Annotated in this window: 11 protein-coding genes; all 11 read left to right on the top strand. The window is 27.4% G+C overall.

The window, feature by feature from the left end:
• Positions 1-852: 852 nt before the first annotated feature.
• The 11 genes from KGF46_RS17205 (at position 853) to KGF46_RS17155 (ending at position 16,219) form a co-directional block, all read left to right on the top strand.
• On the top strand, positions 853-2,439 hold the full coding sequence (locus tag KGF46_RS17205) for an NAD(P)H-hydrate dehydratase (protein WP_227862197.1): 1,587 nt from the start codon (positions 853-855) through the stop codon (positions 2,437-2,439).
• Positions 2,440-2,628: 189 nt separating this feature from the next.
• Positions 2,629-3,075, top strand: a complete 447-nt coding sequence (locus KGF46_RS17200) for an NfeD family protein (protein ID WP_227829865.1) — start codon at positions 2,629-2,631, stop codon at positions 3,073-3,075.
• Positions 3,076-3,094: 19 nt separating this feature from the next.
• Positions 3,095-4,138: an SPFH domain-containing protein gene (locus tag KGF46_RS17195; protein ID WP_227436770.1), complete on the top strand. Its 1,044-nt coding sequence runs from the start codon at positions 3,095-3,097 to the stop codon at positions 4,136-4,138.
• 753 nt (positions 4,139-4,891) lie between these two features.
• Positions 4,892-6,052 (top strand): glucose-1-phosphate adenylyltransferase, encoded by a 1,161-nt coding sequence (locus KGF46_RS17190; RefSeq protein WP_227846253.1) that lies wholly within the window; start codon positions 4,892-4,894, stop codon positions 6,050-6,052.
• A 1-nt stretch (position 6,053) separates the two neighbouring features.
• Positions 6,054-7,184 carry a glucose-1-phosphate adenylyltransferase subunit GlgD gene (gene glgD, locus KGF46_RS17185; RefSeq protein ID WP_227829863.1) on the top strand — a complete coding sequence of 377 codons (1,131 nt, stop codon included), beginning with the start codon at positions 6,054-6,056 and terminating at the stop codon, positions 7,182-7,184.
• Between the two features lie 28 nt (positions 7,185-7,212).
• Positions 7,213-8,655, top strand: coding sequence for a glycogen synthase GlgA (glgA, locus tag KGF46_RS17180; protein WP_227829862.1), 1,443 nt, complete (start codon positions 7,213-7,215; stop codon positions 8,653-8,655).
• 13 nt (positions 8,656-8,668) lie between these two features.
• The gene (locus tag KGF46_RS17175) at positions 8,669-11,089 is read left to right on the top strand and encodes a glycogen/starch/alpha-glucan phosphorylase (RefSeq protein WP_227842983.1); all 2,421 of its coding nucleotides are present in this window, start codon (positions 8,669-8,671) and stop codon (positions 11,087-11,089) included.
• A 6-nt stretch (positions 11,090-11,095) separates the two neighbouring features.
• Positions 11,096-12,961 carry a glycoside hydrolase family 13 protein gene (locus tag KGF46_RS17170; protein WP_227842982.1) on the top strand — a complete coding sequence of 622 codons (1,866 nt, stop codon included), beginning with the start codon at positions 11,096-11,098 and terminating at the stop codon, positions 12,959-12,961.
• A gap of 234 nt (positions 12,962-13,195) precedes the next feature.
• Complete coding sequence (locus KGF46_RS17165; RefSeq protein ID WP_227829859.1) at positions 13,196-13,834, top strand: GntR family transcriptional regulator; 639 nt, start codon at positions 13,196-13,198, stop codon at positions 13,832-13,834.
• A 170-nt stretch (positions 13,835-14,004) separates the two neighbouring features.
• The gene (locus KGF46_RS17160) at positions 14,005-14,817 is read left to right on the top strand and encodes a MerR family transcriptional regulator (protein WP_227829867.1); all 813 of its coding nucleotides are present in this window, start codon (positions 14,005-14,007) and stop codon (positions 14,815-14,817) included.
• 97 nt (positions 14,818-14,914) lie between these two features.
• Positions 14,915-16,219: an MATE family efflux transporter gene (locus KGF46_RS17155; protein ID WP_227840878.1), complete on the top strand. Its 1,305-nt coding sequence runs from the start codon at positions 14,915-14,917 to the stop codon at positions 16,217-16,219.
• The last annotated feature ends 152 nt before the right edge of the window (positions 16,220-16,371 follow it).

The following is a 16,371-nucleotide window of genomic DNA, read 5'->3' as shown; positions in this document are numbered from 1 at the left end:
TGATTGATAAAATTAAACTTTGCGTCATTACAGATATAATACCTGACATAAATAAAACACTCCTTTGAAAATATTTTAAAATAAATTTTTTAATTTAATTTTGGATATAAAAAAGCCACACAGTATATATAACTGTATGACAAAAACACGAATAAGCCACACAGTATAATCCATGTGGCTCTATATATGATGATAAAATAAAAACTTTAACAACAATCACTATAGCCAACATAGATACAATCCTTAAAAATGGTAATCCTAAGGGGTCTGTATCTATGTTATGACAATTTGTCTTAACTTAGCTACAAACCCTAACTAAATTGGCTACTAAAAAATCGTACTTGTTTGTTTAATAAAGTCTTCATATTTATCTCTCCTTTTAATTTAATAATTTTGAAAATTTTGTTTTTATATTTTGTATAGTAATTAGTTTAATACAGTAAAAAATAAAAGTCAATAATAAATTTTGAAAAATTATTAAATTGTCAGAAAATTGAGTTCGAATAAAAAAAGTTTTATGTATAGGATTGGGGAGTTTTCTTAAATTTTAATTTATAAATAAAAATTAAAAATCATTTGGATTTTAGAAACAAATTGAGCCAAAAGATAAACTTTTTAGAGAATTAATGAAAATAGGTTTTGAAGTAATATAATGACCAAAATTATATGATATAATAAATTAAATGATTATTTTAATTCAGAATTTTTATTATTTTTTAAATTATTTTTAGAAATCTTGTTTTTGATGGTTTTATTTAAGTTGTTTACGAGATTAAAAAGACTTCAGTAGATATTTATATGTGTTTATTTAAATATTTTAGGAAGTCTTTAATTTTATAGGAGTGATGATATGTGTTGATAGGTACAGCTAATTTGAGTAGAAGTGTTGATAATGCATGCGTAGAAGAATTGGGAATTCCAATGATTGTATTGATGGAAAATGCAGTAATATCTGCAATGAGAAACATGGATATAGATATATATAATGATTATACAATTGTATGTGGTGTTGGAAATAATGGTGGAGATGGCCTTGGAATAGCAAGACATTTAAAGCTAAAAGGGAAAAATGTGAATGTCTTTTTAATTGGTAATATCAAGAAAATAAGTGAATGTTCTAAAATCAATTATAATATACTTTTAAATATGGGGATTAATATTATAAATATTGATAAAAATGATTTAAGTGAGGAATATAATGACTATATAAATAAAAATAAAGTGGATGAAATTATTAAAACAGAAAAACAGAGTATAATTAAAAATAAAAATTTAACAATATTTAAAGGAGCAGTATCTAAAAGTGATGTCGTAATAGATGCAATATTTGGAACAGGACTAAAGAGAGAAATCACTGGTATTTTTAAAAAAGTAATTGATATAGTAAATGATAACAGCAAAAATACATATTCTATAGATATACCATCTGGTATAGATAGCGACAAAGGTAGTATACTTGGAATTTGTATCAAAGCAAATAAAACAATTAGTTTTGAATTTTATAAAAGAGGGTTTTTAAATTATGATGTAAGCTCACTTATTGGAGATATAATTGTAGAAAAAATAGGTGTTCCAGATTTCATTACAAGAAAATACCATAATGATGAATTCATAACTGATGAGAGTTTTGTAAAAAATAATATTAGAAGAAGAGATAAACATGGATTTAAAAGTGATTTTGGAAAAGTATCTATAGTTGCAGGTTCAAAAGGATTTTATGGGGCTAGTTTCATAGCAACTGAATCTGCTGTTAAAAGTGGAAGTGGTCTTGTAACTTTGATTAGTAGTAAAGATGTGCAAGAAAAAGTATCTATTAGACTCACTGAAGCAATGACTGTAAATTTTGAAGAAGAGAGAGTTGATATACTATTGAGTTCTAGCAATGCAATTGGTTTTGGTCCAGGAATGGGAGATAATCACAAAACTTTTGAGAGATTACTTAGAGTAGTAGAAAACTCTAGTTGTCCAATAATATTGGATGCAGATGGATTAAATGTTATGAAGGATAGATGCTATAAGTTTTTAGAGTGGAGAAATAAGTTTGTAATTACTCCACATCTGGGAGAAATGGCCAGGTTGACAGGTGACTCAATTGGGTATATAAGAGAACATAGAGTAGATGTGGCAAAAGAATTTGCTCAAAAATATAATGTAGTTGTCCTTTTAAAAGGTTATCAAACTATCATAACAGATGGTAAAGAAACATATATAAATCCTACAGGAAATAGTTGTATGGCAACTGGTGGAATGGGAGACTGTTTACTTGGTATGATTACTTCTTTTATAGGTCAAGGTATGGATATACTTGAAGCTACAGTGAGTGGAGCATATGTACATGGTTATATAGGAGATAAGTTAGGAAAAAGTATGTATACAGTAAATGCAACAGATTTAATAAGTAACATTTCGTTAACAATGAACAAGTTTTTGATTATTTAATGACTAATATTTGATACTACTTTGTAACAACTTTAACAAAGTATGCTGATATAATACTATTAAATTAATCTCAAATTGACTTATTTTATTGGTTTTTGGTTTATTGTTTAAATTCATATTCAAATATATTGTGTAAAGAATATGATTTATATAGGGTTTTATAATTCATATGAAAAGAGGGTAGATAGTATGAAGTTGATATGGTTGATAGTAGCAATCTTATTTGGAATAGCAGAAATGTTGACTCCAAGCTTAACACTAATATGGTTTAGTGTAGGAGCAGTAATACTTATATTTTTAAGTACTTTTATAAAGAGTATATTTTTACAAGTTTTAATATTTGCTGTAATTTCTATAGCTATGTTAGTTGTAGCTACTAAGAAAATTGTAAAAAAAGATAAAACTTATAAATCTAATACCAATTTACAAGCAATGATATCTAAAAAAGGTGTTGTTACAGAGGAAATTTCTCCAAATCAAACTGGTTTAGTTGTAGTTGAACATGAAACATGGACTGCTATTTCTATAGATGATGAAAAGATTGATAAAGGTTCTACAGTAGAAGTATTAAAAATAGAAGGGGTAAAACTAGTTGTTAAAAAAGTGAATTCTGCAACTAGTGTGACGAATCAATAAAATAAAGGAGGATATATTTATGGGTATGAAAGTTGTTTTAAGTATTGTATTAATAATAGTAGTCGTAGCAATAAGTTTAACCTGTATAAGAGTAATAAAACAATCTAAAGTAGGTATAATAATGCGACTTGGTAAGTTTCAAAAAGTGGCTGAAACAGGAGTACATTTCTTGATACCATTTTTAGATAAAATGGCATATGTGATTGACTTGAGAGAAATCGTAATAGATTTCCCACCTCAGCCAGTTATAACTAAAGACAATGTAACTATGCAGATTGATACAGTTGTATATTATAAAGTTACAGACCCAGTTAGATATGTGTTTGAAATAGCAAATCCAATAGCTGCTATTGAAAATCTAACAGCTACAACTTTAAGAAATATAATTGGTGAACTTGATTTAGACGAAACACTAACATCAAGAGATATAATAAATGTAAAAATGAGAACAATCCTTGATGAAGCAACAGATAAATGGGGAATAAAAGTAAATAGAGTAGAGTTAAAGAACATAATGCCTCCTCATGATATCCAAGTTGCGATGGAAAAGCAGATGAGAGCGGAAAGAGAAAGAAGAGAAGCAATACTTCAAGCAGAAGGTAATAAGTCAGCTGCTATATTACAAGCAGAAGGAGAAAAACAATCTGCTATATTAACAGCAGAAGCAAGAAAAGAAGCTATGGTACGTGTAGCAGAAGGAGAAAAAGAATCTGCTATATTAGTAGCAGAAGGTGAAGCTGAGGCTATAAGACAAACAGCTATTGCTAAAGCACAAGGTGAAGCTGAAATGATTAAAAGAACTCAAATGGCCACTGCAGAAGGTTTGAAGTTAGTATTTTCAGCGATGAAAGAGTCTGACATTGATAATAATATCCTAGCATTAAAATCTATGGAAGCACTTGAAAAAATGGCTGAAGGTAAGTCAACAAAATTGGTTTTACCTTCAGAAGCAGTTAATTTCCTAGGAACATTCAAAGGGATAAAAGAAGTCATGAGTGATGATAAGAATGATATATTAGATGTAAAAGATGCATTTAGTGGAAATGATTCATTAAAAAAATAAAAGAGTTTTTTTATCGTAGGAAGGAAATGGAAATTAAATGTCGAATTAATTAAATATAGTATAGAATGTACATTGAAAAGAAGAAGACTTATAGTTTTTTAAGTCTTCTTCTTTGTTTTTATTTATAAAACGGGATTTTAAAAATAAATTAACAGAATTTTTATACAATTTGCCCTTTACTAATGTAAAAAGTGTTATATAATATTAAATAAAACATGTAGGAAAAGAAAGTAATTTTAATTTGAATATTTACATTGATAACATATATAGTTATAAAAATATCAAACGTAATGAATATATCTAACAATAAAACTAAAATTCATTAATTGAATCATAAATAAGGAAATGATAAGAAAAATAAAATTAGCTAGTAATTGTTTACAGATTTTTAGATAATCATGTCATATTATGTTCTATTATTATCAAATCAAAAAATCATAAAAATTTAAGTATGTTTGTATGATATGAATTGATTTATAAAAAATATTTTTTATATCTATAAAATAAATGTTTATATTATTTTCTAATTAGGAATTGAATATTATAAGTACTATAGCACTGATGGAAAATAATGTATATTTCAATAAAACAATTATGGGGTATATATTATAGAAATTGTATAGTTTATATTATTTTACTCTTATTACATTAGCGTTTGGGCAAAATTTATACACAACATTTATTGACTAAAAGTTTATAAAGGTAAAAATGCAATTATAAATATTAATTACTAGATGAGGGGAGTGTCATTAAATGAAAAAAGAGATGTTAGCTATGATTTTGGCAGGGGGGCAAGGTTCAAGACTTGGAGTTTTTACAAAGAGGATTGCAAAACCAGCCGTATCATTTGGAGGAAAGTACAGAATTATTGACTTTGTTTTAAGCAATTGTTCAAATTCTGGTATAGATACTGTAGGTGTTTTAACTCAATATAGACCATTGATATTAAATTCTCATATAGGCATGGGAAGTCATTGGGATTTAGACAGAATAAATGGTGGAGTATATGTATTACAACCATTTATGAATGAAAAAGAGGGAAATTGGTATAATGGTACAGCACATGCTATATACCAGAATATGGACTTTGTAGATACCTATAATCCAGAATATGTATTAATATTATCTGGTGACCATATATATAAGATGGATTATAGTAAAATGTTAAAATTTCATAAAGAAAAAGGTTCTAAAGCTACGATTGCAGTAATTGAAGTACCTTGGGATGAAGCTTCTAGATTTGGCATAATGAATACAAATGAAGATTCAAGTATCTATGAATTTGAAGAAAAGCCAGGCGAACCTAAAAGTAATTTGGCATCTATGGGAGTATACATATTTGATTGGAAAATGTTGAGAAGTTATTTTAAAGAAGCAGAAAAAAATCCAGATATAAATTATGATGATTTTGGAAAGAATTTAATACCTAAAATGTTAGAGGATAATGTTGGAATGTATGCATATCCATTTAAGGGGTATTGGAGAGATGTAGGAACTATACAAAGTTTATGGGATGCAAATATGGATATAATTAAATCTCCAGAAACACTGGATTTATCAGACCCTAAATGGAAGATATATACAAATACAATGGCAATGCCTCCTCAATATATAGGCAAAAGTGCAAATGTTCATAGATCAATGATAGCTGATGGTTGTAGAATTTTAGGAGAAGTAGGAAACTCTGTATTATCACATGGAGTTGTTGTTGGAAAAGGAAGCAAAGTAATTGATTCAGTAATCATGCCAAATGTTGTAATAGGAGAAAATGTAACTATAGAAAAAGCTATGATAGGCGAATGTGCAACTATAAATGATAATGTTCAGATAAAAAATGTAAATAATGAGATAAATGTAGTTTCTGAATATGAAAATATAGAGCCTAGATGCGTATTAATAGAAGGAGGTCTTTAAGATGAGAAATGAATGTTTAGGTATAATAAATTTAAACAAAAAAGGAGACCCTGCAATAAATAAACTTAATTATGGAAGACCGATAGCTTCTACACCAATAGCTGGAAGATATAGAATAATAGACTTCGCTCTATCTAATATGATAAATTCAGGAATTACAAAAGTTGGAATATTTGCAAAAGAAAAATATAGATCATTGACAGACCATATAGGTAGCGGGAAAGATTGGGATTTAAGTAGAAAAAAGGGTGGTTTATCAATTTTTAGCCCAGAAAATACTAAGTATAGAAATACTTACTCACATAGAAAAGGAGATATATACACAATACTGGCTAATCTTGATTATATAGAGAAAAGTGAAGAAGAATATATTTTAATAGCTCCAAGTTATATGTTATGCAATTTAGATTATTCTCAGGCTTTGGAATACCATAAAAAATCTCATAATGATATAACTATGATATATAAAAATGTAAACAATGCAAATAAAGATTTTGAAGGTAATCTAACTTTAAACTTAGATAGTAATAACAGAGTAATAAATGTCGGAAATAATTTAGGAAAATTCCCTAGAGCAAATATATGTATGGAAATATATATTATGAAGCGTGAAGATTTTGTAGAATGTATATATAATATTGTAAATAAAGGAAACTATTGTTATCTAGAAGAATTTATTGTTGAAGAAGCAGAAAATATGAAAATAGGAGCTTATGAGTATACAGGATATTTGAAATGTGTAAATTCTGTTGAATCATATTTTCAAATGAGTAAAGATTTATTAGAAATAGAAGTGGCTGATGAATTATTGTACTCTGAAAGAAAAATATTTACTAAAGAAAAGAATGAGTCACCTACAATTTACACAGATAGTGCAAAGGTAGAAAATAGTTTTATAGCATCAGGTTGCTTAATAGAAGGTACTGTAAAAGATAGTATTATATTTAGAAAAGTTAATGTTGAAAAAGGAACAGTTATAGAAAACTCAATAGTAATGCAAAATTGTGTAATAAAGTCAAATGCAAAACTATATAATGCAATACTAGATAAAAATACAAGTGTATCAAAAGGAAAAGAGTTAAAAGGAGATGAAAAATATCCTATTGTAGTAGAAAAAAATACGAATATATAAAAATATTTTTTAGAAGGGGGAATAGCTAGTGAAAGTTTTTTATGTAACAGCAGAGTGTTGGCCCTTTGCTAAAACTGGAGGATTAGGAGATGTATCTTATGCATTGCCTAAAGAATTAAAAAAAGAAGGTGTAGATGTAAGGGTAATAATGCCTAAATATTCAACTATACCAAGTTATTTAAAAGATCAATTAAAAGAAATAGCTGTTTTTAGTGTACGTGTTGGATGGAGAAATCAATATTGTGGTCTTTTAGAAATGGAGCTAGATGGTGTTAAATTTTATTTTATAGACAATGAATTTTATTTTAGAAGAGAAGACGAGAGAAAGAGTATTTATGGATATGGAGATGATGCAGAAAGATATACATTCTTTACAGATGCTGTCTTAGAAGCTATAAGTAGAATTGACTTTTATCCAGATGTAATACATATAAATGATTGGCACACAGGAATGTTACCATTAATTTTAAAAGAGAGATATGCAACCCTTGAGGGGTATAAAAATATAAAAACTATGTATACTATACATAATCTACAATATCAAGGTGTATTTGATAAGTATGTCTTAGATGATATATTAGATTTACCTGAAAAATATTTTGATAATGGAGATATAGAGTATTATGGTTCAATAAATTTTATGAAAGCTGGAATAAACTTTGCAGATAAAGTTATAACTGTTAGTCCTACTTATGCAAATGAGATACAAACATCTTTTTATGGAGAACAATTAGATGGTTTGCTTAGAAAGGAATCAGGAAAATTAAAAGGTATATTAAATGGTATAGATTATGACTTGAATAATCCTGAGAAAGATAAGGATATATTTGTTAATTACGATGTAAATTCTATTGAGAAAAAATTGGAAAATAAATTGAGATTACAAGATATATTAGGATTAAAAAAAGATTCTTCTATTCCATTAATAGGAATAGTTTCAAGACTAGTTTCTCAAAAAGGATTTGATTTAATAGCCTATATGATGCCGGAGCTTATGAGGGAAGATTTACAAATTGTCATTTTAGGAACTGGGGAACATCAATATCAATCAATGTTTAATTATTACGATTCTAATTTTTCAGGTAAAGTATCAGCTAGAATCACATTTAATGCATCGTTGGCTCAACAAATCTATGCTGCAAGTGATATATTCTTGATGCCATCACTATTTGAACCTTGTGGTATAGGTCAAATGCTAGCTATGAGATATGGTTCTTTGCCAGTAGTTAGAGAAACTGGAGGACTTAAAGATACTGTAATACCTTATAATCAATTTACTGGAGAAGGGAATGGATTTAGTTTTAAAAATTACAATGCTCATGAGATGTTTTTCTGTTTGAAAAATGCAATTAAGGTTTTTAGAGATAAAGAAAAATGGATGAAACTAGTTGAAAATGCAATGAATACCGATAATAGTTGGAAAAAATCAGCTAAGGAGTATATAGAAACATATAGAGACATATGTGATTAAAGGAGTGGTTTTTTTGGTAACAATAAGCAAAAAGAAATTCAAGCAAAAATTTGAAGTGAAAATGTATAGCTTATATGCACAGTCTATCAAGGAAGCTACTGATGAACAATTGTTAAATGTACTATGTAGTCTACTGAAAGATGAAATAGCAAAAAAATGGGTTGCTACGAAGTTAGATAAGAAAAAAGAAGTTTATTATTTTAGTCTAGAGTTTTTAATAGGAAGACAATTAAAATCTAATTTATTAAATTTAAATATTGAAGAAGAAGTTAGAGAAGGATTACTAGAATTAGGAATTAACTTAGATGATTTAATCAAAGCTGAGGTAGACCCAGCCATAGGGAATGGTGGTCTTGGAAGATTAGCAGCATGTTTTTTAGATTCTATGGCATCTTTGAATATAAGTGGTCAAGGATATGGAATTAGATATAAATACGGTTTGTTTGAACAAAAATTTGTAAATGGTTATCAGGTCGAAGTACCTGATAACTGGCTTACAGAAGGACGTTATGCATGGGAAACTGTAAGACCAAATGAAGCAACAATGGTGAAGTTTGGTGGAGAAGTAGAGTTGATTAAGGAAGGAATTCATTTAAAAGTAGTCCATAAAAACTATCTTCCTGTAATGGCAATGCCTTATGATATACCAATAATTGGATACCAAAATCAATGTATCAATACTTTAAGATTATTTAAAAGTGAGATACCAAAAAGAGACTTTGGAGAACTTACCTCAAATGCTCTAAATTATTCAGGAAGTTATGAAGAAGCTTTAAAACACAAGTATTATACTGAAGAAATTTCACAAGTGTTGTATCCTGATGATTCAAATTATGCAGGAAAATTATTGAGACTTAAGCAAGAGTATTTCTTTGTAAGTGCAGGTGTACAAGATATCATAAGGAAGTGTAAAAAGAATAAGCTAAATATCAGGAATTTATTTGATAAGGTGGCAATTCATATAAATGATACACATCCTACCTTATGTATACCAGAACTTATGAGAATTCTACTTGATGAAGAGGGATTATCTTGGGATGAAGCATGGCAGATAACTAAAAAAACAGTATCTTATACTAATCATACTATAATGTCAGAAGCAATGGAAAAGTGGCCTGTAAGCATGATAAAAGAGCTATTACCAAGAATTTATATGATAATAGAAGAAATAAATAGAAGATATGTAGAAGAGTTAAATAATAAAGGATATGACCAAGATAAAATAAGAAGAATGAGTATAATAGATTGGGACAACATAAATATGGCAAATTTATGTATTGTAACAAGTCACAGTGTAAATGGAGTTGCTAAGCTTCATACTCAAATTCTTGAAACAGAAGTTTTAAAAGATTTTTATCAAGACGAACCAAATAAATTTAACAATAAAACTAATGGAATTGCACATAGACGATGGCTTATAAGTTCAAATCCTCAACTTAGCAATTTAATAACAGATTTAATTGGTGACTCATGGAAAACAGATACTTTACAGCTAAAGAATATTGAAAAATTTAAAAATGATTCTTCTGTTTTAAAAAGACTTGATGATATAAAATACAATAATAAAGTAAATTTAGCAAATTTTATAAATGATAAATACGATTTAAATATCGACCCTAATTCTATATTTGATGTTCAGGTTAAGAGGTTGCATGCTTACAAAAGGCAACTATTGAATATTTTTAATGTACTCCATATGTATCATGAATTACTTGACAATCCTAATTTAAATATTGACCCAAGAACTTTTATATTTGGGGCAAAAGCCGCACCAGGATATTATTTAGCCAAGTGTATAATTAAATTTATAAATTCAGTTGCAAGTACTATAAATAATGATGTTAGAGTAAAGGACAAGTTAAAAGTAGTATTTATAGAGAATTATGGTGTATCATTAGCAGAGATAATAATACCAGCAGCAAATGTGAGTGAACAAATTTCAACGACAACAAAAGAAGCATCAGGAACAAGTAATATGAAATTTATGATGAATGGTGCTATAACTTTAGCCACATTAGATGGTGCAAATGTAGAAATATGTGAACAAGTAGGAAAAGAAAATATGTTTTTATTTGGACTTAGTGCAGAGCAAGTACTGAATTATAATAAGTTTGGTGGATATTCTTCACTTGATTTGTATCATTCTAACATGAATATAAAAAGGGTAGTAGATGATTTAATAAATGGATTTATTCCTAACCTAGGTGAAGAAGGTAGAAGTATTTATAATTCACTTACCACTTACAATGATGAGTACTTTGTATTGAGGGATTTTGAAAATTATGGTCAAGCTCAGGCAAATATAAACAAACTATATCGTGATAAAGAAAAATGGAATACAATGTCTTTGGTTAATATAGCTAATTCAGGATTTTTTTCTTCTGATAGAACAATTTCTGAATATGCAAAAGACATTTGGTTTAAAAGGGTGTGATTATAAATGCAAAACATAATAGAATATAATTCTTGGGATAAAAATTTTAAGGCTCCGTTTGGAGCTTTAAAATTTAATGAAGAATTGATAATTAAAGTTAAAGTAAATGAAGGATATAATGTTGAGTCTATTTCCCTAGAAATAAACAAAGAAGATGAAACAAAGACAATAATTTTAAATGAAGAATTAAACAATAATACACTTGGAAAGTATTTTTATTGTAAGGTTGAAAAATTTGATATAACAGGTGTTTATTTCTATTATTTTAAAGTAATTGTTGAAATAGATGGTGAGAAAAAGACTGTATTCTATGGAAAGAATAGAGAAAATGGATACGCTTGTGAATATAATTATAATGATATCAATAAATATCAAATTACTGTTTATAAAGACTTTAAAGTGCCAACCTGGTATAAAGAAGGAGTACTTTATCATATATTTGTAGATAGATTTAACAATGGAAATCGTAATGGGAAGGTTGATAATCCTAAAAAAAACAGCTTTATATATGGTAATTGGGAAGATATACCTATGTACATAAAGGACAGTAGAGGGGATATTATAAGGTGGGATTTTCATGGTGGAAATTTAAGAGGAATAATTAATAAACTTGGGTATCTAAAAAAATTAGGAGTGAGTATATTATATCTAAGTCCTATATTTGAAGCCTCTAGTAATCATAAGTATGATACAGGAAATTATAAAAATATTGACCCTATGTTTGGAGATGAAGATACATTTAAAGAATTAATTGATAAAGCAAAAGAAAAAGATATATCAATAGTACTTGATGGTGTTTTTAGTCATACTGGAGCTGATAGTAAGTATTTTAATATGTATGGAAATTATGATAGTTTAGGTGCATATCAATCAGAGGAATCACCATATTATTCATGGTATATGTTTGAAGAATTTCCTCATAAATATAAAAGTTGGTGGGATATAAAGACCTTGCCAAATACAAATGAATTAGAAAAAAGCTATATGGATTATATAATATATGACAAGGATAGTGTCGTAAACAAATGGATGAATATGGGGATTAAAGGGTGGCGATTGGATGTTGCAGATGAACTTCCAACTGAGTTTATAAGAGAGCTGAAAAAGGAATTAAAAGAAGCTGATAATGACTCGATACTTATAGGGGAAGTATGGGAAGACGCCTCAAATAAGATTAGTTATGGTCAAAGAAGAAGCTATTTATTAGGTGAAGAATTAGATTCTGTTATGGGGTATCCATTTAGAAATAATATGTTTTCTTTTTTAAAAGGAGAAATTAATTCATATGAACTTAGCAATAGATATATACAAATTAAAGAAAATTATCCAAAAGAATCATTTAAGTCTAATTTAAATTTAATTGGAACACATGATGTTACAAGAGCTAAAACTGAATTAAATAATGATATAGATTTGATGAAACTTGCTGTAGCTATACAAATGACATTTGAAGGAGTACCATATATATACTATGGAGATGAGGCAGGTCTTTGCGGAGATGTAGACCCAGACAATAGAAGAACATATCCATGGAAAAATGAAGATGAAGATATGTTAAATTTTTATAAAAATATTATAAAAATCAGAAATAAAAATAAAATTTTAAGTTCAGGAGAAACAGAATTTATATATACTAGAAATGATAATGTGTTTGCATTTATAAGATTTAATGAAGATAATGATAGGATACTAATTTTAATAAACAGAAGTAACAATCCTGAAAATATGTCATTAAATATAGAGGGTAGCTTTATAGAGGAAATACCTATAAAGTATAATTCTAAAAATGTAAATAAAAATATACCGATAGAAAATAACGAATTAAAAATCCATATGGATTCTAAATCATTTATTATTTTTAGTGTATTTTAAGTACAATAATTTAAATTAAAAGTAAAAATGTAGCAAAAGTTTTGATTTATCAAAGGTTTTGCTACATTTTTGTTTTAAATTATCATAAAAATTTTAGTATTTCAAAATATTACAAAGAAGTGTAAAAAATATAGAAGTTATGATATTATATAGATAAGTAAGATAAAACAAAACCTCTCTACTGAAGTTGTAGGGAGATTTAACTTTTATAATCTTAATATGGAGGAGTGTCTTATGAAAGTAGATCCACTTACAACTCAAGTCTATGACTATATATCAAAAAAAATCCAAAATGGAGAGTATGAAGCTAATCAGAGAATTACTGAATCTGAAATTTGCAACTCTATTGGAGTTAGTAGAACACCAGCAAGGGAAGCACTAACGAGGTTGGCAGGTGAAAATTTACTAGAAAAGATACCTAATAAAGGATTTGTGGTAAAAGAGTTTCAGGAAAAGGAAAAACTAGACACATATTCTGTAATTGGTGTGTTAGATGCGTTAGCAGGTTCTTCATCTTTAGAAAATTTAACTGAATCAGATTTAATAAAAATGGACGAGCTAACAGAAATGATGGCTATCTCTATAAAGTATAAAAATTACAATAACTACTTAAAACTAAGCAATGAATTTCACGATATATACATAGCAAAATCAGATAATCAAGTATTAATAAATATGTTGAATTCTCTTAGATATAATTTTATGTCAAAGTCATATACTAGCGACAATGAAGAAGAATTGTATAAAATGTTAACTTACAGCAATAATCAACATATTGAGGCAGTGAAGTTTATGAGAGCGAAAGATTCAGAAAATGTTGAAGCAATTTTAAGAAAACATTGGAAAACGATACCTATAGCAGAGATGGAATAAGAGAAGCTTTTAAAAGCTTCTCTTATTTTTTATATAATTCTATCATTATTTTATTATTTCTAATCTATAAATATCAATATAAAATTAATTAAAAATACAACTAATTTTATATTGATATTTATAGATTAATGTAGTACCATTTTAATGCAAAATATAAAGGAGGGGATAATATAAAAACATATTTTTCGATAGGAGAAGTATCTAGACTTTTTGATTTGTCAATAAAAACTCTAAGATACTACGATAAAGTAGGGATATTAAAACCAGCATATGTAAACCAAGAAAATAAATATAGGTATTATTCAAGAGAGCAGTTTATGAGTATAGATGTAATTAAGTACTGTAAGATTATGGGTATGGCTCTTGAAGATATAAAAAAATTAATTGATTCAGATAGCTCAATTGAGTCTATGATGAATACAATTGATAGGCAAAATAAAATGATAGAAAGTAAAATAAAAGAACTATCAGATGTGAAAAATTATCTAAATGATATAGAATTTAAAGTAAATGAATTGTTAAAATATGATTTAAATAATGTATTTATAAAATACAATAAAGAAAGAAAAGTAAATGTCTATAAATGTAATTCAAAGGATGAAGTTGAACTTGAGATGTATCTGAGACATATTATTTTACACATTCAAGATAAGTATAATGATGTATATCCTATAATTTCAGGTAGTATTTCATATGAGAAAGTAATTAAAGAAGGTAAAGCACTATTATATGATTATATAGTAGATTTTACAGAAAGAGAAGAATATGAAAATCAGCACATTTTACCAGCAGGTGAATATTTAACAATTATATATGATGATAATTGGAATAATGCCTATGATTATTATAAAAAAATAATCGATTATGCAAATGATAATAATATAGAACTTGTTGGAAACTTTAATGAAATATGGATGCTTTCTAGAGTGGATTCAGACACAAAAGAAAAGACATTGGTTCAATTAGAAATAAGAAAAAAATAGTATACAAAAAAACTTGACTCTACCCTCAGAGGATAGATTAGTATTTTATATAGTGAAATAATATTTATTATAATAATCTATGGGAGGGAGATTTTTAATGTCAAAAAAATTTTTAGAGTATGCTATACCATCAGCTCTTGCTATGTTTGTATCATCCTTTAATACAATATTAGATGGAATATTTTTGGGAAAAGGACTAGGCGATTCAGCACTTACAGCTGTTAGTATAGTGATGCCTCTTGTAATGGTATTTTTAGGATTATCCAGTTTAATGGCAGTTGGAGGAGGAGCACTAGTTTCGAAAAAATTTGGTTCTAGAGATGATGAAAGGGCTGTAAATATATTTAGGCAAGTAATAAAAGTTTTAATAATAGGTAGTTTATCTCTTACAATAATTTGTATACTTTTTTCAGAGCATATAGTTAGAATTATGGGAGCAACAGAAAGTTTAGTCGGATTATCTTCTGAATACTTAACATTTTATGCTGCTTTCTGTTTTCCAAATTTGCTAGGTCTTGTTTTTTGTAGTTTTTTAAGAAATGATGGAAGACCAAAACTTGCCATGATAGCTACTGTGTCAGGAACAATATTTCATATAACTTTAAATTATATATTTATATTTAAGCTTGGATTTGGTGTAAAAAGTGCAGCAATTGCAAGTGGCCTAGGTCAACTATCTACACTTATAATAATGTTACCTCATTTTATGTTTAAAAAAGGTAAGTTATCCTTTGGGCCAGCAAAGATAGAAAAGGATGTTTTAAAAGAATTATTTAATATAGGATTTCCTTCATTTTTTGCAGAGAGTGCTTTTTCAATAATTATACTTGCACATAATATAGTTTTGACAAGAGTTGTTGGAGATGTAGGTCTTTCTGCTTATGCTGTAGTAAACTATGTAACTACTAATATTTATAATCTCTTAATGGGGATAACTTTAGGTGTTCAACCACTTATAAGTTATAATTTTGGCTCTAAAGAAATTAAAAAAATGTTAGGCTATTATAATATGGCAACAAAAATGAGTTTTTGTGTATCTATAATATTCACAGTAATATGTTTTTTATTTGGAAAAGAAATTATAAAAATATTTACGAGTGATAAAGAAATTATTTTAATGGCTTATGTTGCACTTAACATGGCTAATTTAGCCTATCTTATGATTGGAAAAAATTTAACAACTATGATGTATTATCAAGCGATAGAAATGCCAGTACATTCTAATATTATAGGAGTTTTACGTTCAATCTTACTATTGCCGATTATACTATTTGTTTTTTCTAAGTTATTTGGAATAAATGGAATATGGGTAAGTATGGCTGTTTCAGAACTCTTGACAGTTCTAATTATGAGTAAAGTAGTAAATGTAAAGGAATGTACAAAAAATGCTATAAGTTTATAATGTTATGATACCATAAATTATTTATATAGAGTAGTGAATTTATTCACTACTCTATTTTTGTTTGTACAAATAGAATTTATTCTATAGTACTAGATTAAATTTTAATAATTTTTATAAAAAATTTAAATGTGTAAATATGAAAATTATTTAGT

The sequence above is a fragment of the Clostridioides sp. ZZV14-6153 genome, from assembly GCF_020657855.1.
Taxonomy (GTDB): domain Bacteria; phylum Bacillota; class Clostridia; order Peptostreptococcales; family Peptostreptococcaceae; genus Clostridioides.
The sequence above is the reverse complement of the archived record's forward strand: the minus strand, read 5'-3'. Positions and strand labels throughout refer to the sequence as shown.

What these genes read in the sequence shown, in the direction of transcription:
- KGF46_RS17200 (WP_227829865.1), top strand. Translation starts at nt 2,629, where the DNA reads ATGAAGTTGATATGGTTGATAGTAGCAATCTTATTTGGAATAGCAGAA.
- KGF46_RS17165 (WP_227829859.1), top strand. Translation starts at nt 13,196, where the DNA reads ATGAAAGTAGATCCACTTACAACTCAAGTCTATGACTATATATCAAAA.
- KGF46_RS17195 (WP_227436770.1), top strand. Translation starts at nt 3,095, where the DNA reads ATGGGTATGAAAGTTGTTTTAAGTATTGTATTAATAATAGTAGTCGTA.
- KGF46_RS17155 (WP_227840878.1), top strand. Translation starts at nt 14,915, where the DNA reads ATGTCAAAAAAATTTTTAGAGTATGCTATACCATCAGCTCTTGCTATG.
- glgD (WP_227829863.1), top strand. Translation starts at nt 6,054, where the DNA reads ATGAGAAATGAATGTTTAGGTATAATAAATTTAAACAAAAAAGGAGAC.
- KGF46_RS17190 (WP_227846253.1), top strand. Translation starts at nt 4,892, where the DNA reads ATGAAAAAAGAGATGTTAGCTATGATTTTGGCAGGGGGGCAAGGTTCA.
- KGF46_RS17170 (WP_227842982.1), top strand. Translation starts at nt 11,096, where the DNA reads ATGCAAAACATAATAGAATATAATTCTTGGGATAAAAATTTTAAGGCT.